Genomic DNA, 20,742 nt, shown 5'->3' on the forward strand with positions numbered 1-20,742 from the left:
GTTACTCCTGCGTCCAGGGGAGACCGGCGACTTTCCAGCCGCCGAGGCGGCCGCGATGGCCGTCCGGATCTTTATCGCCTTCGAAACCGCCGGCGAGATTATAGGCGCGCGCATAGCCAAGCCCGGTTGCCGCGATGGCGGCGGCCCGGCTGCGCCCGCCCGAGCGGCACAGGAACACCACCGGCGAGGCCTTGGGCACGGCCGCCACGACGGCGGGGCCGAATTCGCCATTGGGAATCATCTGCGCGCGGCCATCCGCCGCGGTCGCGTAGTTCTGCCACGCCACGAACAACGGCGCCTTGCCGAGCTTGCCGAGGGCCGGCACGCCCACGAAGGTCCATTCGGCGCGGCTGCGCACGTCGACCAGCACCGCGTCTTTTTCGGATTCCAAAAGAGCCCACGCATCGCGCGGCGACAAATCGCCCGCGTAGCCGAGATTGCCATTCGCCCGACCGTCTTGCGCCGCTTCGCTCATCGCCGTCCAACCACTCACTTTTTTCCGCCGCCGACTTTACCGTCGACACATGACCACCCCGACGTTCCGGCCGGTCGCGCGACTTGGCGCCCGGCGGACCCGTGGGAACTTCCGTTCCGCGCGCTTGCGTTCGATCAGCTCTTGGCCGATCGGCGCGCGGAACGTCCGCCGCCGCCCGGCCATCGGGGCGGCGCGAACAATGCCAACCGGGGGTTGTCGGCGTATGAAACGCGACGGCCGAAGCACGGCGCCGCTTGATTGCGCGAAAAAATCATCCGGGAGGAAATCGAACTCACAATGCCCATCCCCTGCGATAGAGTCTGTGTTGCTCCAGACTTCCGATCGCCCGCCCCTTCCTTGATCGCCTTCGCGTCGTTCGACGCATCGGCGGTCGATCGGGTGCGGGTGTTCGGCGCGGCGTCCTGTGCGGACTTGTCTTGCGCCAAATTGTCTTGCGCCGTCACGATTACTTTCCAGTCCGAGGGACGGCGCCGCATTCTTGTCTCCTCATTCGGTCGTACCGAAGATAGCGAACCGGACGGTTCGTTTATCGCATCGGGCCGACGATAGCCAAATCAGTGGGCCGCCCCTTGTCGTCGTTGCGCGCCGCCGGTTTCATCCGACGTCATCGTTCCGACGACGATCCGACTTAATCACGCTCGCGCGAGACTCGCAACTGGAGTCGTGCGGAATACGAGTCCGATTTTTGAATCGCGCGAAGCGTTGCGCGATTGCATCGCGAAACATTTGAAGCGTCGCGAAAAAAAACTGCGCGCGCATGCGCAGCACTTCCGATTCAACGACTTGCGCGGCGTTCCTTCGCGCGCAAAAGAAACGCCGCCCGCGTGGGAAACGCGAGCGGCGTAAAAATCAAGCGCGGAATCGCTTTCGCGATACCGCGTGCGCTTAAAATTAAGCGCCGATTTTTTTGATGCGCTGGGCGAGGCGCGACACTTTGCGCGACGCCGTGTTCTTGTGCAGCGTGCCCGTCTTCGCACCACGCGCGATGATCGGTTGCGCGTCGCGCAACGCTTCGGCCGCGACCTTCTTGTCGCCGGTCTTGATCGCGTCTTCGACCTTCTTGATCGCGGTGCGGATACGGGTCACGCGCGTACGGTTGACTTCGGTGCGGCGCAGCGTCTGACGCGCGGCCTTTTTCGCGGAGGAGGTGTTCGCCATTTTATCTCTCGATATGGGATTCCGGATCGCGTCGAAGCCGGACGGCCCCTTCGCGAAGGTCGCGGGTTATAGCCCCCGTTCGCGCACCCCGTCAACCGGCCGGAAAATGGCGGTGAATCAACGGTTTTTCCACTGCGGCGGACGCTTCTCGGCGAACGCGGCCATCCCTTCCTTCTGATCTTCGGTCGCGAAGGTGGCGTGGAAGGTCCGCCGTTCGAAGCGGATCCCTTCGGAAAGCGTCGTCTCGTAGGCGCGATTGACCGCTTCTTTGGCCATCATCACGATCGGCCGCGACAGGCCGGCGATCTTCGCCGCGACCTTGATCGCTTCGTCGACCAACTCGGCGGCCGGGACGACGCGGCTGACCAACCCCGCGCGTTCGGCTTCCGCCGCATCCATCATGCGCCCGGTCAGGCACATTTCCATCGCCTTGGATTTGCCCACGAACCGCGTCAGGCGCTGCGTACCGCCCGCCCCAGGGATCGTGCCGATGGTGATTTCCGGCTGGCCGAATTTCGCGGTGTCGGCGGCGAGGATAAAATCGCACATCATCGCGACCTCGCACCCGCCGCCCAGCGCGAAGCCCGATACCGCCGCGATAATCGGCTTGCGGCAGACGGTGATGCGCTCCCAACCCTTTGTGATGAAGTCGGTCAGATAGACGTCCATATAGGTCTTGGACGCCATCTCCTTGATATCCGCACCGGCGGCGAAGGCTTTCTCCGATCCGGTCAGCACGATCGCACCGATCGCATCGTCGGCCTCGAACGCGTCGAGCGCCTGGCCCAGCTCCGTGATCAACGCCGCGCAGAGCGCGTTCAACGCCTTCGGGCGGTTCAGGCGGATGATGCCGACGGCGCCGTTGGTTTCGACCAAAATGTTTTCGTAAGCCATTTGTCCCTCACTCGGGCCGCAGGAAAAACCGGACGCGCGTGACGCCGCCGGAAGCCGCGGGAAATTCGATGGTCAATTTCTCGCCTTCGCGCGCGAACTTCCCCTCGCCTTCGCCGCGCCAGCCGAGTTCGGCGAGCGTGCGCGTGTAGAAGGCGAGAATATCCGCGCGCGACACACGGCCTTGCGCGGTCGCATCGACGACGCGGCCCGAGGGCGCGTCGAACACGGTCGCGTCGCCATCGGCGGAAAGGCCGGGCATCAACGGCAGGTCGTCGACGCCGCCGACATAGGCGTCTTGGGCCATCGCCGGGGCGAACAGGCCGAGAAGGAGGATCGCAGCAGCGAGAAATGCGCGCATGACGCAGAATTTCTACGTCAGCGCTGGCAGATCGGACAATAGAAAGTGGAGCGGCCCGATTGCACGATGCGCTTGACTTTGGTCGCGCATGAAACGCATTCGACGCCTTCGCGGTCGTAGACGCGCCAGCGATGCTGGAACCAGCCAAGTTCGCCAGAGGCTTGCACGTAATCGCGCGCCGACGAGCCGCCCGCCTTGATCGCGTCCGACAGCGTTTCCTTGATCGACGCGCACAGCGCTTCCATCTTGTCGCGCTTGACCGTGCCGGCCTTGCGCTTGGGCGACAGGCCGCAGCGGAACAAAGCCTCGCACACGTAAATATTGCCGAGGCCCGCGACATTGCGCTGATCGAGCAGCGCGGCCTTCAACGGCGCCTTCGATCCCGCCAAGGCCGCCGCCAGCACGCCAGCATCGAACGAATCGTCGAGCGGTTCGGGCCCCAAATCCTTGAATCGCCGGTCTTGGCCAAGTTCGCCGGCGCGCAGCAGATCGATCACGCCGAAGCGGCGCGGATCGGTGAAGCGGATCGTCGGCCCGTCCTTCAGCGTGAAATCGACGTGATCATGCGGCCCGGCATTGGGGATGTGCTGGGGCAACAGGACCAAGCGCCCCGACATGCCCAGATGCACGATCACCACGTCACCGCTTTCCAGCCGGATCCACACATATTTGGCCCGTCTTTCGACGGACAGGATGCGCTTTCCGGCCACCCGCTTGGCGAAATCGCGCGGAATGGGCGAACGGATCGCATCGCGACGAACGGTCGCGCCGGCGAGTACGCGGCCTTCCAGATGCGGCTTCAAGCCGCGGACGACGGTTTCGACTTCGGGCAATTCGGGCATGGGCGGGCCAGAAGGTGCCCGATGCGCTTTTGCTTTTCCAGCGCAGTCCGCTAAGTTCCCGCCGTGACGAACGAAACGACCCATTTCGGCTTCCAGGAAGTGCCGGTCGCGGACAAGGCCAAGCGCGTGCGCGCGGTCTTCGATTCCGTGGCGAGCCGCTACGACCTGATGAACGATCTGATGAGCGGCGGCGTGCATCGGCTGTGGAAGCGCGCCTATGTCCACGAAGCCGCCCCGCGCGCAGGCGAGCATTTCCTGGATCTCGCCGGCGGGACGGGCGACATCGCCTTCGCGTTGCAGGATGCGGGCGCCGAAGTCTCGGTCTGCGACATCAACGAGGCGATGCTGCGCCAGGGCCGCGCGCGGGCGCTGACCCGCAAGCTCGACTGGATCACCGGCGACGCGATGGCGCTGCCTTTCGCGTCGATGAGCTTCGATGCCGCGACCATCGCCTTCGGCCTGCGCAACGTGACCGATCCGGACGCGGCGTTGCGCGAAATCCGCCGCGTGCTGAAACCGGGCGGGCGTTTCCTGTGCCTGGAATTCAGCCGCGTCGCGATGCCGGTGCTCGACAAAATCTACGACACCTATTCCTTCTCTGTGTTGCCGCAGCTCGGCCAATGGGTCGCGGGCGATGCGCAATCCTATCGCTATCTCGCCGAGAGCATTCGTCGTTTCCCCCCGCAAGAAGAACTTGTGCGCCGCATGGGCGAAGCGGGCTTCAGCCGCGCGCGCTACCGAAATCTTTCGGGCGGGATCGTCGCGATCCATGCGGGCTGGCGGACCTGATGGCGTTCCGCCTGCCCGGCCGGCTGTTCCGGCTCGCCAAGATCGCACGCACGCTGCTCGCCTATGACGCGTTCGAAGCGTTCGGCATCGAAACCTTGTCGCCGCTCGCCGCGCGCATCGGACGGCGCTTGCGCCGCTCAGGCTTGCCGCCGCGCGCCGGCCAGCGCTTGGCGCTGGCGCTGGGCGAACTCGGCCCCGGCTTCATCAAACTGGGCCAGGTGCTGTCGACGCGCGCGGATATCGTGGGCGAAGCGGTCGCGAGCGATTTGTCCGAATTGCAGGACCGTCTCGCGCCGTTCCCCTTCGCGCAAGCGCGCGCGACGATCGAGCGCGAGCTGGGCCTGAAGCTCGAGGAAATCTACGCCGAATTCGACGAAACGCCGGTTGCGGCGGCGTCGATCGCGCAAGTCCATTTCGCGAAAACGCCGGAAGGTGCCGATGTCGCCGTCAAGGTGCTGCGCCCCGGCGTCGAGACCGCCTTCGCGCGCGACGTCGATCTGCTGGCCTGGATCGCGCGTCTGGTCGAGCGTTTCATGCCGTCCTTGCGCCGCTTGAAGCCGCAAGCGGTCGTCGAAACGCTGGCCGAGACCGTGCGGCTCGAAATGGATCTGCGGCTGGAAGCCGCCGCGGCGGCCGAGCTTGCCGAGAATTTCAAAGGCGACGACGAGTTCCGCGTGCCGAGCGTCGATTGGACGCGCACCGCCAAGCGCACCTTGTGCACGCAACGCATCTACGGCATTCCGATCGACGAACGCGACCGCTTGATCGAAGCGGGGCACGATCCGCAGGAGATCGTGGCGCGCGCCGCGCGCACCTTCTTCCGCCAAGTGTTCCGCGACGGCTTCTTCCACGCGGATATGCATCCCGGGAACATCTTCATCGCCGAGGACGGCGCGCTGGTCGCGGTCGATTTCGGCATCATGGGCCGGATCGACGCGCCCACGCGCATCCTGCTCGCCGATATGCTCGCCGGATTCCTGACCCAGGATTATCAGAAAGTCGCGGAAGTGCATTTCCGCGCGGGCTTCGTGCCCGAAAGCCAGAACCAAGGCGCCTTCGCCCAGGCCGCGCGCGCGATCGCCGAACCGATCTTGGGCCTGCCGCTCGAAAAAATCTCGCTCGCGCGGTTGCTGGCACAACTCTTCGAAGTGACCGAGCAGTTCCAGATGGAAACGCAGCCGCAATTGCTGCTGCTGCAAAAATCCATGCTGGTCTGCGAAGGTGTCGGCCGGACCCTCGACCCGTCGATCAATATGTGGGCGCTGGCGCGGCCGTTGATCGAGGATTGGATGACCGCGCATCGCGGGCCCCTCGCCCGTGGCCTCACCGGCGCCAATACGCTGCTGGCGCGCCTTGAAGAACTGCCGGCGCTGATCGGCAATCTCGATCGCGCGGCGGCGTTGATCGCCGATGGCGGTGTGCGCCTGCACCCCGATACGCTGGCCGCATTCGGTGCCGGCCGCCGCCCGTCGCCCTGGCCTTGGATCGCCGTGGGCGCCGCGGCAATGGCCATTATCATTTTGATTTTCAAATAAGATTAGCGCGTTCTGTTGCGGCGCGGCGCATCCCGGGGTAGAATTCACGCGTTTTCGAGAGGTGAATTCCCCCCATGAAACCGCCACCGCGAACCCTGTCGGGCAAGCGCATCCTGCTGATCGTGGCGGGCGGTATCGCCGCGTATAAAAGCCTGGATCTGATCCGGCGCTTGCGCGAGCGAGGGAGCAGCGTGCGCTGCGTGCTGACGGCGGCGGCCAAGGAATTCGTGACACCGCTTAGCGTCGCAACGCTGTCGCGCGACAAGGTCTATTCCGATCTGTTCGACCTGACGGCCGAGAACGAGATCGGCCATATCCGCTTGGCGCGCGATTGCGATTTGGTCGTCGTCGCCCCGGCGACCGCCGACCTGATCGCCAAAATGGCGACGGGGCTTGCCGGCGACCTCGCCACAACCATATTGCTCGCGACCGATAAACCGATCCTGCTGGCCCCTGCGATGAACCATGTCATGTGGGCGCACGACGCGACGCGCAAGAATATGGCGACGCTCGCCGCGCGCAAAGTTTCGTCGATCGGGCCGGAAAGCGGCGAACTCGCCGAGGGCGAGATCGGGTCGGGCCGCATGAGCGAGCCGCTCGACATCGTCGCGGCGATCGAACGGCACTTCAGCGCGAATGCGCCGCTCGCGGGCAAACGCGCCCTCGTCACCTCGGGCCCGACGCACGAGGCGATCGACCCCGTGCGCTATATCGCCAATCGTTCCTCCGGCAAGCAGGGCCATGCGATCGCGGCGGCCCTCGCCGCGTTGGGGGCCGACACGATTCTGGTCAGCGGCCCCACCAATCTTTCCGCCCCCGCCGGCGTGAAGCTGCGCGAAATCGAAAGCGCGCAACAAATGCTGGCGGCTTGCGTCGACGCGTTGCCCGCCGACATCGCGGTGTGCGCCGCCGCCGTCGCCGATTGGCGGCCCGCGACACTCGGCAATTCCAAACTGAAGAAAGACGGCGGGGCCGCACCCACGCTGGCACTGACCGAGAATCCCGACATTCTGGCGACGTTGTCCAAACACGCGCAGCGCCCCGGTCTGGTCGTCGGCTTCGCGGCCGAGACCGACGATCTGATCCGCCACGCGACGGAAAAGCGCCTGCGCAAAGGCTGCGACTGGATCGTCGCCAACGACGTGTCGCTAGGCACGAACGTGTTCGGCGGCGACGCCAACACCGTGCATGTCATCGACAAGGCCGGTGTGGAATCCTGGGAACGGCAAAGCAAGGACGACGTCGCGCGCCGCTTGGCGCTGCGCATCGCCGCCCATTTCGCCAAAGCCGCGTGAATATGACCGATAGCATCACCGTCGATATCATCCGCCTGCCGCACGCCGAAGGACTCGATCTTCCCGCCTACGCGACCGAAGGCTCGGCCGGGCTCGATCTGCTCGCCGCGATCGACGTCCCCGTCGAAGTGAAGCCGGGCGAACGCGCGCTGATCCCGACCGGTCTTGCGATGGCGCTGCCCGAAGGCTGCGAGGCGCAAGTGCGTCCGCGCTCGGGCCTCGCGCTCAAACACGGGCTGACCGTGCTCAACAGCCCCGGCACGATCGACGCCGATTATCGCGGCGAAGTGAAGGTCATCCTCGTCAATCTCGGGCAGGAATCCGTGCGCCTGGAACGCGGCATGCGGATCGCCCAAATGGTTCTGGCGCGTTACGTGCGCGCCACCCTCGCCGAACGCCCGTCCTTGCCGCCGACCGGGCGCTCGGGCGGCGGCTTCGGCTCCACCGGCAGATAGGTCCCCCCGCCATGCTGCGCCTTACCAAGAAATTGCTTTTCGGCATCGAGGCCGTTCTCGACGTCGCCTACAACGCGAAATCGCGGCCGGTTCAGGCCTCCGCGATCACCAAGCGCCAGGGCATTCCCAAGCGCTATCTCGAACAAGTGCTGCAAGCCTTAGTGCGCGCGGGCGTGCTGACCGGCCAGCGCGGCCCCAAAGGCGGCTATCGCCTGGCGCGCGACCCGGAATCCATCACGATCGCCGAGATCGTCAATATTGTGCGCACGATCGAAGTGGCGCCCGATCCGCTGACGGGCGCGCCCGCTTCGGCGTTGGGCCATCGCATCGTGCGGCCGATCTGGATGGATTTGCAGACCGAATTGCTCGAGCGTCTGGGCAAGACGACCTTGGCCGAGCTGGTCGCGCGCGCGCGCGAAGCGGGCGTGGAAAGCGAAACGTGACATGCCGGACGCGCTGGACGACCGCGCGTTCCGGCGCTACGCGCGCCATCTGATCCTCGACGAGGTCGGCGAAGACGGCCAGGCGAAATTGCTGGCGAGCCGCGTGCTCGTCATCGGGGCGGGCGGGCTCGGCTCGCCGGTCGCCCTCTATCTCGCGGCGGCCGGCGTGGGGCATCTCACCCTCGTCGACGACGATGTGGTCGACGACACCAATCTCCAGCGCCAGATCATCCACACCGAGGCTTCGATCGGCCGCGCGAAGGTGGAGAGTGCCGCCGAAACGCTCGCGCGCCTCGACCCGCATATAAAGGTCGACGCCAAAAAGCTGCGCGTCGACGCGGGCAATATCGACGGCCTGATCGCGGGCCATGATCTGGTGATCGACGGATCCGACAATTTCGATACGCGCTATACGGTCCATGACGCGTGCTATCGCGCGCGCGTGACCTTGGTGTCGGCGTCGCTGCTGCGCTTCGAAGCGCAGCTCTCGACGTATAAAGCCTATGACGGCAAAACCGCCTGTCTGCGCTGCCTGCATCCCGAGAAGCCGCCGCCCGACCTTATTCCGCGTTGCGAGGAGGCGGGGATTCTCGGCGCCGTCGCGGGCGTCGCGGGCAGTTTGCAAGCGACGGAAGCCCTGAAGGAATTGCTGGGCCTGGGCAAAAGCCTTGCCGGCAACGTGCTTATTTACGACGCGCTCGACACCAATTTTCGCCGGATCGCCGTGCCCAAAGACCCGCATTGCAAGCTGTGCGGACCGACACCATAATCCCGCGCGTTTCGGGCAGACCGGAGAGACGAGTGATGCGCCTAATTCGAATTTTCGCCGCGGCGATTCTGTTCGCCTTCGCCGCCGTAACGGCGCAAGCCCAAGCCCCGGCCGATCGCGAGAACCTGCTTTATATCGAGCTCGATTACGGCCGCGTCGTGATCCAGCTGCGCCCGGATATCGCGCCCCGCCACGTGACGCGCATCAAGGAATTGGCGCGCGAAGGTTTCTACGACGGCGTCGTGTTCCATCGCGTGATCGAAGGCTTCATGGCGCAGACCGGCGACCCCACCGGCACGGGACGCGGCGGTTCGCAGAAGCCCGATCTTCCCGCCGAGTTCAGCCGCCTGCCCTTCGAGCGCGGCACCGTGGGGGCCGCGCGCGCGCAAAGCCCCAATTCGGCGAACAGCCAGTTCTTCATCATGTTCCGGCGCGGCGCCAGCCTGGACGGGCAATACACCGTCTGGGGCCAAGTGCTGTCGGGCATGGAATACGTGGACCGCATCCGCCGCGGCGAACCGCCGCGCAACCCCGACCGCATGCGCAGCGTGCGTGTCGCCGCCGACGTGAAGGAATAAGGAAAACCAAATGGCCGACGATCTCGAAAATACGCTCCATCTCGATCTCGACTGGGGCCGCGTGACGATCAAGCTGCGCCCGGATCTGGCGCCCAAGCATGTCGAGCGCGTGAAGGAACTCGCCCGCGAAGGTTTCTATGACGGGCTCAAATTCCATCGCGTGATCGACGGCTTCATGGCCCAGACCGGCTGCCCCGACGGCACGGGCATGGGCGGGTCGGACAAGCCCGATCTGAAAGCCGAATTCTCGAAGGCGCCGTTCGATCGCGGCGTGGTCGGGGCGGCACGTTCGCAGAACCCGCATTCGGCGAACAGCCAGTTCTTCATCATGTTCGACGAAGGCCATTTCCTGAACGGCCAGTACACGGTGTGGGGCGAAGTGATCGACGGCATGGAGCATGTCGACCGCATCGCCAAGGGCGAGCCGCCGCGCAAGCCCGACACGATCAAGAAGTTCAGCGTCGCGGCCGACGCCAAGTAAGTCCGCGCTATTTCGGATCCGGCCAGCGGCGGTGCAACCACAGCCACTGGCCGGGCCGCTTGCGGATCCATTCCTCCATCCGCGCGTTGACTAACGTCATCAACGCCATCATTCGCGCGTCCTTGTCGGCCCCTTGCGGGACGGGCAAAGGCGGCTCCACGGTCACGCGGAATTTCGCCGCCGAGCCCAAGCGTTCGACGCGCGCGGGCAGGATCACGCAATCGAAGCGCAACGCCAGCGCGCCCAAGGCGGGTGCCGTCATCGCATCGACGCCGAAGAACGGCACGGAAATGCCGTCGTTCATTTTCTGGTCGAGCAGCATGCCCAGATGCTTGCCTTCCTTCAGGGCCTGCATGGCGAGCCTTGCACCCGACGAACCCTTCGGGATCAAACCGGCGGCGAAGGCGCTGCGCCCGCGCTTGAACAAAGTTTCGACGTGGCGGTTGTTCGCCTCGCGATACACGAGATGGATCGGCGTGCCGCAGCGCGCGGCGGTCAAGCCCGCGAGTTCCCAATTGGCGAGATGGGCCGCGAAGAAGATGATCGGCTTGCCCGCCGCCTTCGCCGCGTCGATATGCTCGTGGCCGAGCAACTCGATATCCGCCCCCGGCGTGAAGGTCGTGAATTTGGTCAGATGCGGATACTCCGCCGCCGTGCGGCCGAGATTGTCCCACATCTCCACGATCGTGCGCGCGATGCCGTCCTCGCCCAATTCGGGCATGAACCGGCGCAGATTGCGCCACGCGCGTTTGTTGACGCCGAGCTTCGGCCCGACGAAGCGCGCGAACGCGCCGCCCAGATCCGAAGCGACGTTCCGGGGCAGCAGGCCCAGCAAACGATACATGCCGAGCACAAAGGCGGCCTCGACGAAATGCTGCAGTTTTCTCATCGCGCGGCCTCGCGCAACAAAACGGCGAAGGCGGCGCCGTCGGCCGGCACGAGGCGGACATTCAACGTCGCGATGGCGGCGCGCAGATCGGGGGGAATGCGCACGAGATCCTTTTCGGTCGTCACGGGCTTCGCCCCCGCGGCGGCGGCGTCGCGCAACAGGGCTTCGATCTCCCCGCGCGTATAAGGATGGTGATCGGCGAATTCGCGCGTTTGCGCAAGCGTGCAGCCCAAATCGCGCAAACTCGCAAAGAATTTTTCCGGCCTTCCGATCCCGGCGAAGGCGAAAACCTTGGCGCCCGCCAAGTCGCGCGACACGGGTTCGAGCGTGGCGTGCAGCATTTTCTTGCCGCCCGCATGGCGCGCGGCGAAGCCGGTCGTATCGGCGCCGATCATCACAATGGCATCCGCGCGCGCGATCCCCCATGCCGGCGGCTCGCGCAAGGGTCCGGCGGGAAAGACGCGCCCGTTGCCGAGCCCCGCCCCGCCATCGACGACGACGATCGAAAAGGTCTTCTTCAGCGCCGGGCTTTGGAAGCCGTCGTCGAGCAACAGGCAATCGGCGCCGTCGGCCAAGGCCGCACACGCGGCCGATGCGCGATCTTTGGCGACATAGACGGGGGCGGCCGACGCCAACAGCAACGGCTCGTCGCCCACGCTCGCGGCGTCATGCGTCGCGGGATCGACGCGGAGCGGGCCTTGCGCCGAACCGCCATGGCCGCGCGACAAGATCGCCACGCGCTTGCCGCTGGCGGCCAGGATCGACGCGATCTCGCGCACCACCGGCGTTTTGCCGGCCCCGCCGAGCGTCAGATTGCCCACACAGATCGTCGGCACGTTCGCGTCGAACGCCGTGCCGTATTTCAGCCGCGCGGCCCCGCCCAGCGCGTAAAGACAGCCGAGCGGCGCCAGCAGCGTCGCCGCAGCACCACCCGTACGCCAGAAGCTAGGCGGTTTCATGCGTCACCGCTTTGGGGCCGAGGCCCGCGAGGATCGGTTCCAATGCCGCCAGCATGCGCGTGACCGTCCCCTCGCCCTTCGCGGCGAAGTCGCGCGCGGCCGCCCCTTCGCGCGCGGCCAAGGCCGGATCGGCGGCGCGTTCCAGTACCCAGCGCGCGAGTTCGCCCGCATCGGCCACGCGCGTCGCGGCCTTCGCGTCGATCAGATCGCGCGCCAGCTCGGCGAAATTCTCCATCGACGGGCCGAAGGCGAGCGACGCGCCCAGCCGTGCCGGTTCCAGCGGGTTTTGGCCGCCATGCGGCTCCAGCGAGCCGCCGACGAACGCGATCGGCACAGCGCGGTAGAGCACGCCCAACTCGCCCATCGTGTCGGCGATGTAGACGGCTTCCGCCGCGCCGGGATTTTGAGCGAGCGAACGCCGCGCCGCCGGCAATTCCGCCGCTTCGCACGCAGCGGCGATATCGGCCCCGCGCGTCGCATGGCGGGGTGCCAATACAAGCAGCGCATCGCCGCGCGCATGGCGGATTTGGCGATGCGCTTCGAGGATCGCGGCTTCTTCGCGCGGATGGGTCGAGGCGGTGAGCCACGCGAAACGCCCGTCGAGCATGTCGCGCAACGCGTCGACCGCCTGCGGATCGGCGGCGAGCGGCGGCGCTTCGTGTTTGAGATTGCCGATCGCGCGCACATCGGCCAGGCCCAAGCGCCGCAACCGTGCGGCGTCGCCTTCGCTTTGCGCCAGCGCCAAGCGAAACGCCTCGAAGGGCGGGGCGAAGAATTTGAGCGTGCGTTCCCAGCGCTGCGCCGAACGTTCGGCGAGGCGCGCGTTGATCAATGCGGCGGGGATGCGGCGCTTGGCCAGCGCCCCGAGCAGATTGGGCCACAACTCGCTTTCGAGCCACAGCGCCGCATCCGGGCGCCAATGGTCGAGGAAGCGATCGACCCAAGCGGGCACGTCGAGCGGCACGTATTGGTGGAAGGCACCCGTGCCATCCAGCTCGCGCGCCAGCATTTCGGCCGAGGTGCGCGAGCCGGTGGTGAACAACACCGACAGATCGGGCCGTGTCGCGCGCAACGCGGCAACCAGCGGCAAGGCCGAACGCGCCTCGCCCATCGAAGCACCGTGAATCCACAGAACCTTGCCCGCCGGGCGCGGACGATCCGTATAGCCTTTGCGCTCGCGCCAGCGCAGCGGATCTTCCTTGCCGCGCGCCAGGCGCCGCTTCAAGAACAGCTCGAGCGCCGGCGACACGGCGGACGCGAAGGCGCGATAGAGAAGCCGGCTCATTTCGCGCGCCGCACGGGTGCGACGATGCCGACGAAACGGTCGGCGGCCGCGCAATCTTCGTCGAGACGCTTTTCCAGCAGCGCCGTGAATTCGTCCATTGCGTCGCGCGTGGCGGGCGGCGGAATCGGGTCGCCCCACATCACCACGCCCTTGCCGAAGGGCAGCGGGATCATCAGCCGGTCCCAGCTGTTCAGGAACTTGGCGCGCGAGATCGAATAGCTTTGCGTGACCGCCGGCGCCTGGGCGAGGAAAGCGGCTGCCGCGACACCTTGCGCCGCTTTGCGCGCGGGGCCGCGCGGCCCATCGGGTGTGACGCCCACCAACTGGCCCTTTTTCAGAAAGCCGACCATGTTGCGCAACGCGTCGGCGGCACCCCGGCTGGTCGAGCCGACGATGGTGGTAACGCCGAAATGCGCGACCGCGCGGCTGATCAGCACGCCGTCGCGATGGGCGGAAATCAGCATATTGTAGGGGCGCAAGCGATGCGTCAGCGGCGCCATCATCATCAAGCGCTGGTGCCAGAAACAGGCGATCACCGGCTTGCCCGCGCGCAACAGCGCCTCGGGCAATTCGTTGCCGATCACCGTCCAGCGCGTGGTGCGATAGACGAAGGCGATATACCCCGCCGCCAAACGGGCGATAAGGGCTTGGCCCGTTTCGGATTTGAGAAATTTTTTCAGCATTCCGACCGTAATGGGCGGGAAAGTGCCGTCCGGGCGCCGCGAAAGCAAGGCCGGGATTGTGCGGCCCGGCATCGGGGCGCCATAATCCCGCCCGATTCGCCTGGGCAGACGGGGTGTTCGTGGCCGAACGGCCGGTATTTCACGAAAAACGGCTCGATGCGCTGCTCGCCTTCTGGGAGGCGCGCCGCAAAGGCGGATCCGTGCCCGATCGCGCCGATTTCGACCCGATCGAAATGCGGACCTGGCTTGGCCATCTGATGCTGGTCGATTGGGCCGAGGGGCGCTGGGTCTACCGGCTTTACGGCACGGCTTTCGTCGACGCGTTCCGGCGCGAGATGACCGGGAAGTCGATCGACGAACTGCCGGCCGAACAAGCCGCCTTATTGCGCGTCGAGTACGAAAAAGTGCGCGTCGAGGCGGCGCCCGCGTGGCGCACCTATTCCGCGCAATTCGCCCACGGCACGCTGGACGGCCGCCAGCAATGGCAGCTCGGCCAAACCTGGGAGCGGTTGATCCTGCCGCTGTCCGACGGCGGCAGCGACGTGACGCTGGTTATGGTCGCCGCCTATCAGATCGGCGGGCAGACCGCGTAGACCGTCATCCCGGCCGAGCGAAGCGAGAGCCGGGATCTAGTTCCCGGGTCGCAGCGGCGCATTCGCACCGCCTTGCCCGGGATGACGAAATAAATGTTAGGCGAAATCGGCCGAAAGGGCGTTGCGCGTCGCTTCCGCCATCACGGCGATATGGCCGTAATTGACGTGGTCGATGCCCAGCAGCACGCGCGTGCCCGGCTTGCGGAATTCCGCGATCTGCGCCGGCGTCAATTTGAAGCGGATGAAATGCACCGACGAGGTTTTGCCTTCGTCGGTCGTGCGCTCGACATCCGTTTCGCTGATCGCGTTGATCCGCGTGCCCGCGACTTCGAGATACATGTGGTCTTCGATATGGCCGAGACCCGACAGCACGCGCGCGCGCCGAATGGGATCTTCGATTTCCAGCATCACCGTCGCGACCAATTCGTCGCCCTGCGGGATCAGCGGATTATAGGCGGCGAGCTCGTCGGCGATCTGGCCTTCGCCGCCTTTTTCGATGAACAGCATCTCGTGAACCTGATGCCACATCGTCTGGTAATTCTCGAAATAGAAGGTCGCCACCGGACCGACTTCGACGCGGCGGTTCTTCTTCACCGCGACCATGTCGACGCGCAGCGCCTTGCGCTCGCGGCCATAGTCGGCCATCGGAATGATATCGGCGCGGGTGATTTCACGCTTCATGGCGGCGATCATCGGGATTCTCCTCAAGCGAGGCCGTAGGCCTTGGCGAACAGCTCGATCGGATGCAGCGGCGGTTCCATATTCGCGGGCCGGTCTTCCGCCGGCAGGCGTTCCACGCCTTGCGCGATATGTTCGCCCGCCAGCGGGCATTCCGACGCGAGATAGGTTTTCGCGTTCTTGGCGACAGTCTTGGCGACCGGCTTGCCGACCTTCAACGCGAGTTCGAAATTGCGCTTCATCACGCCCCACGAGCCGCCGTGGCCCGAGCACCGCTCGATCACGGCGACCGAAATCTCGGGCACCAAGCGCAGCATTTCGGCCGCTTTCGGACCCATATTCTGCGCGCGCGCGTGGCAGGCGAAGTGCATCGACACGCCGCCGTCGAGTTTTTCGAGACCCGGCGCCAAGCCTTCGCGCTTGGCGATATCGACCACGTATTCCGACGCGTCGTAGGTCGCTTGCGCGAGCTTCTTGACCAGCGGATCGTCCGGCACGATCAACGGCCATTCGAATTTCAGCATCAGCGCGCAGGACGGGATCAGCGCCACGATGTCGTAGCCTTCGTCGATCAGCGGCGACATTTCCGCGGCGACCTGCTTGGCGGTCGCGGCGACCTTCTCGATCTCGCCGTGTTCGAGCTGCGGCATGCCGCAGCATTTCGGATAGACGACTTTGCTGTCGATCCCGTTCTTGGCCAGGATCGCGCGCATCGCCATGCCGATATTCGGATTGTTGTAGTTGACGAAGCAGGTCGCGTAGAGCGCGGCCTTGCGTTTGCCGTGGGCCGGGGCGGCCGTGTTGATCTCGATCGCTTCGCGCTTGGCGCGCACGGCGAACGTGGCGCCGTGGAATTTCGGCAACGCGGCTTCGGGATGCACGTCCGCGACCTTGTCGAGCAGGCCGCGCGTGAACTTGTTCGACGTGTCCGACGCCCAATTCGCGATCCCCGGCGCGATCGAAGCGAGCTTGCCGTTGCGATCGGTCTTGGTGAGCTGCGCTTCGGCGAAGGGAACGCCCTTCTTCTTCGCCTCGATCGCGCGCGCACGGACCATCAGATGGGGGAAATCCAAGTTCCATTCGTGCGGCGGCACGTAGGGGCACTTGGTCATGAAGCAAAGGTCGCAGAGCGTGCAGGAATCGACCACGCCCTTGAATTCGCTCGACGGCACTTCCTCGAGCGTTTCGCCCTTCGTGTTGTCGATCAGATCGAACAGACGCGGGAAGGAATCGCACAGATTGAAGCAGCGCCGGCAGCCGTGACAGATGTCGAAGACGCGGCGCAATTCGGCGTCGAGCTTGGCTTCGTCCCAAAAATCCGGGTTCTGCCAATCGATCGGATGCCGGGTCGGTGCGTCGAGACTGCCTTCGCGCATCGGTACGTTTCCCTATTCCGCGATCATCGAGAGAAGACGGAGCGGTCGGCGGGCCCTTTCGAGCGGGGCCCGCCGCCGTTCCGGGGGGTATTTAGTGCGCCGGGATTACTTGCCCAGCGAGTCGAGCGTCTTCTGGAACTTGCCGGCGTGCGACTTCTCGGCCTTCGCCAGCGTTTCGAACCAGTCGGCGATCTCGTCGAAGCCTTCTTCGCGCGCCGAACGCGCCATGCCCGGGTACATATCGGTGTACTCGTGCGTTTCGCCGGCGATCGACGCCTTGAGGTTCAGATCGGTCGAGCCGATCGGCTGGCCCGTCGCCGGGTCGCCCGTCTCTTCCAGATATTCGAGATGGCCGTGCGCGTGGCCCGTTTCGCCTTCCGCCGTCGAGCGGAACACGGCCGCGACGTCGTTGAAGCCTTCGACGTCCGCCTTTTGGGCGAAGTACAGATAGCGGCGGTTCGCCTGGCTTTCGCCCGCGAACGCATCCTTCAGATTCTGCTCGGTCTTGGTTCCCTTGAGCTTGGGCATGGAACACTCCCTGGAATTGGCGCGCCGGAACAGCGGCGCAAGGCAGCCGGCGGAATGCCGGGCGCGCAGATATTGAGCCGTGGGAGCGTTAAGTCAATAGTTTTGGAACGGTTCCAATTTAGATGAGAACCGTTTGCAACTCTTGTGTAAAAAGACCCTATATCTGACCCAAAAGGGTCAGGAATCGGTCAAGCGGACGACCACGTCGACCGATGCCACACGCTTGCCCGGCGGCGGGGCCGGCAAGGCGGCCACCGAGATTTGATCGGCGGGAATGTCGATCAACATCCCGGCCGATTCGTCGAAGAAATGATGATGCGGGCCGAGATTGGTGTCGAAATAGGACCGCCCCGGCTCGACCACCACTTCGCGCAGCAAACCGGCCTGCGTGAACTGGTTGAGCGTGTTGTAGATCGTGGCGAGCGCCACGTTCAGCCCCGCCGCCCGCGCCTCGGCCGACAATTGTTCGGCGGTCAGATGGCGGTGCCCGCCCTCGCCCAGCACGCGCAGCAATTGCAGGCGCTGGCGGGTCGGGCGCAAACCCGCCGCCTTCAAACGGTCCACCAGGGGGGCAAAGGGACGCATCGAGGTCATGGAAGACAGATAGCCGAATTCGGCCGAGATTTAAAGACCTAGGCGGCAAGCCTGGAATATCTCTAGTCTTCCGCCGAGACCAAGCCCGACATCCGGCGCAATTCGGCCAGCACCGCTTCCCAATGCGCGATCGCGGGCTTGGCGTTGCGGCTGCGCGCGATATCGAGATTGTGATTCGCAAACGGCCGCGCGCGGGCACCCATCCGCGTTTCGATCAATTGCGCGGCTTCGGCGGGCGGCAGCCAGCGCGCATCGTATTCGAACGCGTCGAACATCGGCGCATGCGGGCGGATCGGCGCCCCGCGCGCGCGCAAGTTAAGCACCAGATATTCGAAGGGCACGGGCAGATGCATCGCCTCGGTCGCGTGCAGCACGACGCCGCCGCGCAACTCCTCCGCCTTCGCCCAGTCGAACAGACCGGCCTTGCGCTTGGCGGGAACAAGCCGCGCGACGATATAAGCAGCACTGGGCGCGACCCAGAGCCCGCCGGGCGGGCGTTCGATCACGTCGAGGCTTTCGATATCCGACCAGCGCAGTGGCTCGCGACCGGTCGTCGTGTCGTAGAAGCCGATACGATCGAAATACAGTTCGCGCGGGCCGATGCGCTTGCGCCAAATGCCGGTCAGCGCCCAGGCGATGATCGCGGCGGGCGGCAGCGCCGCCAGAAATCCGACGGGCCCGGCCGATGCCGTGGCGACCGCGATCGTCGACAGCGTCGTGCCGCCGATGACGGCGAGCCACGACAGCGACCAGATCATGCCGCGCGCCCCGATCCGGATGCGCACCCAATCGTCGGGCTGGCCGAACTCGACGGCCTGCACCGGCATTGGGGTTTGCGTTCGGGTGTCGATGCGCTCGGTCATCCAGCTCTCAATCGATGGCGGTCTCGTATTTCTCCAGAACCCATTTCTCAGCCGCCGCGGCGGCGAGCCATTCCTTCATATAGGGATGATTCCACACCGCATCGACATAGGCAGCCGAATCTTTCGTCAATTCCGGCGCCCAGGTGACGAACCTTGCCACGACCGGCGCGTACATCGCGTCCGCCATGCCGAATTGCGCGCCGAACAGATAGGGCCCGCCGGCCCCGAATTTCCGGCGCGTTTCGGCCCAAAGCCCTTGAATCCGCGCGATATCGTTGAGGGCCCCCGGCGTGCGGCCCTTGCCCGGGAAACGCGCGCGGACATTCATCCACATCGCCTTGCGCAATTCCACGAAGCCCGCATGCATTTCGGCAGCGATCGAGCGCGCCTGGGCGCGCGCGGCGTTGTCCTGCGGCCAGAACTTCGCCGGTGCCGCATCGGCCAAGTAATCGCCGATGGCCAGCGATTCCCACACGCTCGCCCCATCGATCAGCAGGCAGGGCACTTTGCCGGTCGGCGAGCGCGCCGCGATCCAGGTTTTCCAATCCGGGGCGCCCATGTCGTAGATCTCCTCGCGGAACTCGAGGCCCGCGATCTTGCACGCGAGCCAGCCGCGCAGCGACCACGACGAATAGGCCTTGTTGCCGAGATAGAGCGTCGCTTGGGTCATGGGCATTTTCCCCTGGGTTGTTCGCACCCAAGTTCTTTCCAGAGCGGCGCCGTTGGGGCAAGGTCCGAGTTGTCGCCGTACAAATCGGAGTCGTCATGCCCGCCCGCCTGTCCCTTCGCACGAAGCCCGTTGCCGCGACCGTCAAGCTGACGGCGCTGACCAAAACCGCGTTGCCCGCCTGGCTCAAAAAAGCCAAAGCGGCGCAAAAGCGCTACGCGGAATCGGTCGGGTTCAAGGCGGCGACGGGCGAAATCCTGGCGCTGCCCGCCAGCGACGGCAAGATCGAGCGCGTGCTGGTCGGCGTGCCCGAGCGCGAAACGCCCGACGGGTCGGGCCATAAATTCTGGAGCTGGGGCGCCCTGCCCCTGAAGCTGCCCGCCGGTTCCTATCGCCTCGACCCCGAGCCCACGGACGCCGGCGAAGCCACCGAAATCGCGTTGGCCTGGGCGCTCGGCAGCTACGCGTTCGACCGCTACAAGAAGGCGGCCAAGGCGCCGGCCGAGCTCGTCTGGCCCGCCAAGGCCGACCGCAAGCGCGTGCAAGCGATCGTCGCGGCCGACGGTCTCGCGCGCGACCTCATCAACACGCCCGCCGAAGATATGGGCCCCGACGCGCTGGCCGCAGCGGCGATCGACACCGCGCACGAACTCGATTTCGCGTCGTCGGACGTGATCGTCGGCGACAAGCTGCTGAAGGAAGGCTTCCCGCTTGTCCATGCCGTGGGGCGTGCGGCCGAGAAAGCGCCGCGCCTGATCGACATGCGCTGGGGCGATCCCAAACATCCGCGCATCGCGGTGATCGGCAAGGGCGTGTGCTTCGACACCGGCGGGCTCGACATCAAGCCCGACACCGGCATGAAAATGATGAAGAAGGATATGGGCGGGGCGGCGCATGCGCTGGCGCTGGCGCGCCTCATCGTCGAAGCGAAACTGCCGGTGCGCTTGCGCGTGCTGATCCCGGCGGTCGAGAACTCGGTTTCCGGAAATTCGATCCGCCCGCTCGACATCGTCAAATCGCGCAAAGGCATCACGGTCGAGATCGGCAATACGGATGCCGAGGGCCGCTTGATCCTGGCCGACGCGATGGCGGCGGCGGGCGAGGACGAACCCGAATTGATGATCGACTTCGCCACGCTGACCGGGGCGGCGCGCGTGGCGCTGGGCCCCGATTTGCCCGCGTTCTTCGCCAACGACGACGATCTGGCGCGCACGTTCCTCCAATCGGGGATCGCGGCGCATGATCCGTTCTGGCTGATGCCGCTGTGGCAAGGCTATCGCGCGCGCATGGAAAGCAAGATCGCGGACACGTCGAACATCTCCGACGGGCCGTTCGCGGGGGCGGTCACGGCCGCGTTGTTCTTGCAGAATTTCGTACCGGCAAAATGCCGCTGGGCGCATTTCGACGTGTTCGCCTGGAACCCCTGGACGCGCGCGGGCCGCGCCGAAGGGGCGCATCTGCAAACCGTGCGCGGCGTGTTCGCGGCACTCGAAAAGCTCTATCCCAAAGCCTGAAACGAAAACGGGCGGCACCG

At 65.5% G+C, this 20,742-nt stretch carries 26 protein-coding genes; 10 read left to right on the forward strand and 16 right to left on the reverse strand.

Translation table 11 applies throughout. From position 1 onward, the window contains the following. Position 1: 1 nt before the first annotated feature. From J0H39_01120 to mutM, 6 genes are all read right to left on the reverse strand, one after another. Entirely contained in the window at positions 2-475 is a 474-nt protein-coding gene (locus J0H39_01120; protein MBN9495327.1) for a rhodanese-like domain-containing protein, read from the reverse strand. A 134-nt stretch (positions 476-609) separates the two neighbouring features. Further along, positions 610-972: a hypothetical protein gene (locus J0H39_01125; GenBank protein ID MBN9495328.1), complete on the reverse strand. Its 363-nt coding sequence runs from the start codon at positions 970-972 to the stop codon at positions 610-612. 415 nt (positions 973-1,387) lie between these two features. Then, positions 1,388-1,654, reverse strand: coding sequence for a 30S ribosomal protein S20 (gene rpsT / locus J0H39_01130; protein MBN9495329.1), 267 nt, complete (start codon positions 1,652-1,654; stop codon positions 1,388-1,390). Positions 1,655-1,771: 117 nt separating this feature from the next. Next, a complete protein-coding gene (locus J0H39_01135; GenBank protein MBN9495330.1) occupies positions 1,772-2,548 on the reverse strand; it encodes an enoyl-CoA hydratase in 777 nt (258 codons plus the stop codon). 7 nt (positions 2,549-2,555) lie between these two features. Further along, positions 2,556-2,906 carry a hypothetical protein gene (locus J0H39_01140; protein MBN9495331.1) on the reverse strand — a complete coding sequence of 117 codons (351 nt, stop codon included), beginning with the start codon at positions 2,904-2,906 and terminating at the stop codon, positions 2,556-2,558. A gap of 17 nt (positions 2,907-2,923) precedes the next feature. After that, positions 2,924-3,748 carry a bifunctional DNA-formamidopyrimidine glycosylase/DNA-(apurinic or apyrimidinic site) lyase gene (mutM, locus tag J0H39_01145; protein MBN9495332.1) on the reverse strand — a complete coding sequence of 275 codons (825 nt, stop codon included), beginning with the start codon at positions 3,746-3,748 and terminating at the stop codon, positions 2,924-2,926. A gap of 63 nt (positions 3,749-3,811) precedes the next feature. Here mutM and ubiE point away from each other — a divergent pair, with 63 nt between their 5' ends. The 8 genes from ubiE to J0H39_01185 all read left to right on the forward strand — a co-directional run bounded on the left by ubiE (position 3,812) and on the right by J0H39_01185 (position 10,093). Continuing rightward, positions 3,812-4,537: a bifunctional demethylmenaquinone methyltransferase/2-methoxy-6-polyprenyl-1,4-benzoquinol methylase UbiE gene (ubiE, locus tag J0H39_01150; GenBank protein MBN9495333.1), complete on the forward strand. Its 726-nt coding sequence runs from the start codon at positions 3,812-3,814 to the stop codon at positions 4,535-4,537. Continuing rightward, on the forward strand, positions 4,537-6,072 hold the full coding sequence (gene ubiB / locus J0H39_01155; GenBank protein MBN9495334.1) for a 2-polyprenylphenol 6-hydroxylase: 1,536 nt from the start codon (positions 4,537-4,539) through the stop codon (positions 6,070-6,072). Before ubiE ends, ubiB begins: the two co-directional genes overlap by 1 nt. A gap of 74 nt (positions 6,073-6,146) precedes the next feature. Next, positions 6,147-7,367 (forward strand): bifunctional phosphopantothenoylcysteine decarboxylase/phosphopantothenate--cysteine ligase CoaBC, encoded by a 1,221-nt coding sequence (coaBC, locus tag J0H39_01160; GenBank protein ID MBN9495335.1) that lies wholly within the window; start codon positions 6,147-6,149, stop codon positions 7,365-7,367. A gap of 2 nt (positions 7,368-7,369) precedes the next feature. After that, a complete protein-coding gene (dut, locus tag J0H39_01165) occupies positions 7,370-7,822 on the forward strand; it encodes a dUTP diphosphatase (GenBank protein ID MBN9495336.1) in 453 nt (150 codons plus the stop codon). Positions 7,823-7,833: 11 nt separating this feature from the next. Continuing rightward, the gene (locus tag J0H39_01170) at positions 7,834-8,265 is read left to right on the forward strand and encodes an Rrf2 family transcriptional regulator (GenBank protein ID MBN9495337.1); all 432 of its coding nucleotides are present in this window, start codon (positions 7,834-7,836) and stop codon (positions 8,263-8,265) included. A 1-nt stretch (position 8,266) separates the two neighbouring features. Continuing rightward, on the forward strand, positions 8,267-9,034 hold the full coding sequence (gene moeB, locus J0H39_01175) for a molybdopterin-synthase adenylyltransferase MoeB (protein ID MBN9495338.1): 768 nt from the start codon (positions 8,267-8,269) through the stop codon (positions 9,032-9,034). A 35-nt stretch (positions 9,035-9,069) separates the two neighbouring features. Next, a complete protein-coding gene (locus J0H39_01180; GenBank protein ID MBN9495339.1) occupies positions 9,070-9,612 on the forward strand; it encodes a peptidylprolyl isomerase in 543 nt (180 codons plus the stop codon). Positions 9,613-9,622: 10 nt separating this feature from the next. Beyond that, on the forward strand, positions 9,623-10,093 hold the full coding sequence (locus tag J0H39_01185) for a peptidylprolyl isomerase (GenBank protein ID MBN9495340.1): 471 nt from the start codon (positions 9,623-9,625) through the stop codon (positions 10,091-10,093). A gap of 7 nt (positions 10,094-10,100) precedes the next feature. Here the strand turns inward: J0H39_01185 and J0H39_01190 are convergent, their stop codons facing one another. Genes J0H39_01190 through J0H39_01205 form a run of 4 tightly spaced genes read right to left on the reverse strand, consistent with a single transcriptional unit; the run spans position 10,101 to position 13,909 of the window. Beyond that, the gene (locus tag J0H39_01190; protein MBN9495341.1) at positions 10,101-10,982 is read right to left on the reverse strand and encodes a lauroyl acyltransferase; all 882 of its coding nucleotides are present in this window, start codon (positions 10,980-10,982) and stop codon (positions 10,101-10,103) included. Beyond that, on the reverse strand, positions 10,979-11,941 hold the full coding sequence (locus J0H39_01195) for a tetraacyldisaccharide 4'-kinase (protein ID MBN9495342.1): 963 nt from the start codon (positions 11,939-11,941) through the stop codon (positions 10,979-10,981). The genes J0H39_01190 and J0H39_01195 overlap by 4 nt, the downstream gene beginning before the upstream one ends. Continuing rightward, positions 11,928-13,226: a 3-deoxy-D-manno-octulosonic acid transferase gene (locus J0H39_01200; GenBank protein MBN9495343.1), complete on the reverse strand. Its 1,299-nt coding sequence runs from the start codon at positions 13,224-13,226 to the stop codon at positions 11,928-11,930. Before J0H39_01200 ends, J0H39_01195 begins: the two co-directional genes overlap by 14 nt. Then, positions 13,223-13,909: a lysophospholipid acyltransferase family protein gene (locus J0H39_01205; protein MBN9495344.1), complete on the reverse strand. Its 687-nt coding sequence runs from the start codon at positions 13,907-13,909 to the stop codon at positions 13,223-13,225. The genes J0H39_01200 and J0H39_01205 overlap by 4 nt, the downstream gene beginning before the upstream one ends. Before the next feature lie 119 nt (positions 13,910-14,028). Here J0H39_01205 and J0H39_01210 point away from each other — a divergent pair, with 119 nt between their 5' ends. After that, entirely contained in the window at positions 14,029-14,502 is a 474-nt protein-coding gene (locus J0H39_01210) for a PAS domain-containing protein (protein MBN9495345.1), read from the forward strand. A 96-nt stretch (positions 14,503-14,598) separates the two neighbouring features. Here the strand turns inward: J0H39_01210 and J0H39_01215 are convergent, their stop codons facing one another. The 6 genes from J0H39_01215 to J0H39_01240 form a co-directional block, all read right to left on the reverse strand. Continuing rightward, complete coding sequence (locus J0H39_01215; GenBank protein MBN9495346.1) at positions 14,599-15,195, reverse strand: DUF3501 family protein; 597 nt, start codon at positions 15,193-15,195, stop codon at positions 14,599-14,601. Between the two features lie 11 nt (positions 15,196-15,206). After that, entirely contained in the window at positions 15,207-16,556 is a 1,350-nt protein-coding gene (locus J0H39_01220) for a glycerol-3-phosphate dehydrogenase (protein MBN9495347.1), read from the reverse strand. A 105-nt stretch (positions 16,557-16,661) separates the two neighbouring features. Then, entirely contained in the window at positions 16,662-17,084 is a 423-nt protein-coding gene (locus J0H39_01225; protein MBN9495348.1) for a rubrerythrin family protein, read from the reverse strand. A 177-nt stretch (positions 17,085-17,261) separates the two neighbouring features. Then, entirely contained in the window at positions 17,262-17,678 is a 417-nt protein-coding gene (locus tag J0H39_01230) for a transcriptional repressor (GenBank protein ID MBN9495349.1), read from the reverse strand. A 62-nt stretch (positions 17,679-17,740) separates the two neighbouring features. Next, positions 17,741-18,541, reverse strand: coding sequence for a hypothetical protein (locus tag J0H39_01235; GenBank protein MBN9495350.1), 801 nt, complete (start codon positions 18,539-18,541; stop codon positions 17,741-17,743). A gap of 7 nt (positions 18,542-18,548) precedes the next feature. Then, positions 18,549-19,211 (reverse strand): glutathione S-transferase family protein, encoded by a 663-nt coding sequence (locus J0H39_01240; protein MBN9495351.1) that lies wholly within the window; start codon positions 19,209-19,211, stop codon positions 18,549-18,551. Positions 19,212-19,306: 95 nt separating this feature from the next. Here J0H39_01240 and J0H39_01245 point away from each other — a divergent pair, with 95 nt between their 5' ends. Beyond that, complete coding sequence (locus J0H39_01245; protein ID MBN9495352.1) at positions 19,307-20,722, forward strand: leucyl aminopeptidase family protein; 1,416 nt, start codon at positions 19,307-19,309, stop codon at positions 20,720-20,722. Positions 20,723-20,742: the final 20 nt, after the last annotated feature.

It is taken from the genome of Alphaproteobacteria bacterium (genome assembly GCA_017308135.1).
GTDB lineage: Bacteria > Pseudomonadota > Alphaproteobacteria > CACIAM-22H2 > CACIAM-22H2 > Tagaea.

What these genes read in the sequence shown, in the direction of transcription:
- J0H39_01190 (MBN9495341.1), bottom strand. Translation starts at nt 10,982, where the DNA reads ATGAGAAAACTGCAGCATTTCGTCGAGGCCGCCTTTGTGCTCGGCATG.
- J0H39_01240 (MBN9495351.1), bottom strand. Translation starts at nt 19,211, where the DNA reads ATGACCCAAGCGACGCTCTATCTCGGCAACAAGGCCTATTCGTCGTGG.
- J0H39_01185 (MBN9495340.1), top strand. Translation starts at nt 9,623, where the DNA reads ATGGCCGACGATCTCGAAAATACGCTCCATCTCGATCTCGACTGGGGC.
- J0H39_01170 (MBN9495337.1), top strand. Translation starts at nt 7,834, where the DNA reads ATGCTGCGCCTTACCAAGAAATTGCTTTTCGGCATCGAGGCCGTTCTC.
- J0H39_01235 (MBN9495350.1), bottom strand. Translation starts at nt 18,541, where the DNA reads ATGACCGAGCGCATCGACACCCGAACGCAAACCCCAATGCCGGTGCAG.
- J0H39_01195 (MBN9495342.1), bottom strand. Translation starts at nt 11,941, where the DNA reads ATGAAACCGCCTAGCTTCTGGCGTACGGGTGGTGCTGCGGCGACGCTG.
- rpsT (MBN9495329.1), bottom strand. Translation starts at nt 1,654, where the DNA reads ATGGCGAACACCTCCTCCGCGAAAAAGGCCGCGCGTCAGACGCTGCGC.
- J0H39_01125 (MBN9495328.1), bottom strand. Translation starts at nt 972, where the DNA reads ATGCGGCGCCGTCCCTCGGACTGGAAAGTAATCGTGACGGCGCAAGAC.
- J0H39_01220 (MBN9495347.1), bottom strand. Translation starts at nt 16,556, where the DNA reads ATGCGCGAAGGCAGTCTCGACGCACCGACCCGGCATCCGATCGATTGG.
- J0H39_01245 (MBN9495352.1), top strand. Translation starts at nt 19,307, where the DNA reads ATGCCCGCCCGCCTGTCCCTTCGCACGAAGCCCGTTGCCGCGACCGTC.
- coaBC (MBN9495335.1), top strand. Translation starts at nt 6,147, where the DNA reads ATGAAACCGCCACCGCGAACCCTGTCGGGCAAGCGCATCCTGCTGATC.
- moeB (MBN9495338.1), top strand. Translation starts at nt 8,267, where the DNA reads ATGCCGGACGCGCTGGACGACCGCGCGTTCCGGCGCTACGCGCGCCAT.
- J0H39_01215 (MBN9495346.1), bottom strand. Translation starts at nt 15,195, where the DNA reads ATGATCGCCGCCATGAAGCGTGAAATCACCCGCGCCGATATCATTCCG.
- J0H39_01230 (MBN9495349.1), bottom strand. Translation starts at nt 17,678, where the DNA reads ATGACCTCGATGCGTCCCTTTGCCCCCCTGGTGGACCGTTTGAAGGCG.
- J0H39_01205 (MBN9495344.1), bottom strand. Translation starts at nt 13,909, where the DNA reads ATGCTGAAAAAATTTCTCAAATCCGAAACGGGCCAAGCCCTTATCGCC.
- J0H39_01140 (MBN9495331.1), bottom strand. Translation starts at nt 2,906, where the DNA reads ATGCGCGCATTTCTCGCTGCTGCGATCCTCCTTCTCGGCCTGTTCGCC.
- dut (MBN9495336.1), top strand. Translation starts at nt 7,370, where the DNA reads ATGACCGATAGCATCACCGTCGATATCATCCGCCTGCCGCACGCCGAA.
- J0H39_01225 (MBN9495348.1), bottom strand. Translation starts at nt 17,084, where the DNA reads ATGCCCAAGCTCAAGGGAACCAAGACCGAGCAGAATCTGAAGGATGCG.
- J0H39_01180 (MBN9495339.1), top strand. Translation starts at nt 9,070, where the DNA reads ATGCGCCTAATTCGAATTTTCGCCGCGGCGATTCTGTTCGCCTTCGCC.
- J0H39_01135 (MBN9495330.1), bottom strand. Translation starts at nt 2,548, where the DNA reads ATGGCTTACGAAAACATTTTGGTCGAAACCAACGGCGCCGTCGGCATC.
- J0H39_01120 (MBN9495327.1), bottom strand. Translation starts at nt 475, where the DNA reads ATGAGCGAAGCGGCGCAAGACGGTCGGGCGAATGGCAATCTCGGCTAC.
- mutM (MBN9495332.1), bottom strand. Translation starts at nt 3,748, where the DNA reads ATGCCCGAATTGCCCGAAGTCGAAACCGTCGTCCGCGGCTTGAAGCCG.
- J0H39_01200 (MBN9495343.1), bottom strand. Translation starts at nt 13,226, where the DNA reads ATGAGCCGGCTTCTCTATCGCGCCTTCGCGTCCGCCGTGTCGCCGGCG.
- ubiB (MBN9495334.1), top strand. Translation starts at nt 4,537, where the DNA reads ATGGCGTTCCGCCTGCCCGGCCGGCTGTTCCGGCTCGCCAAGATCGCA.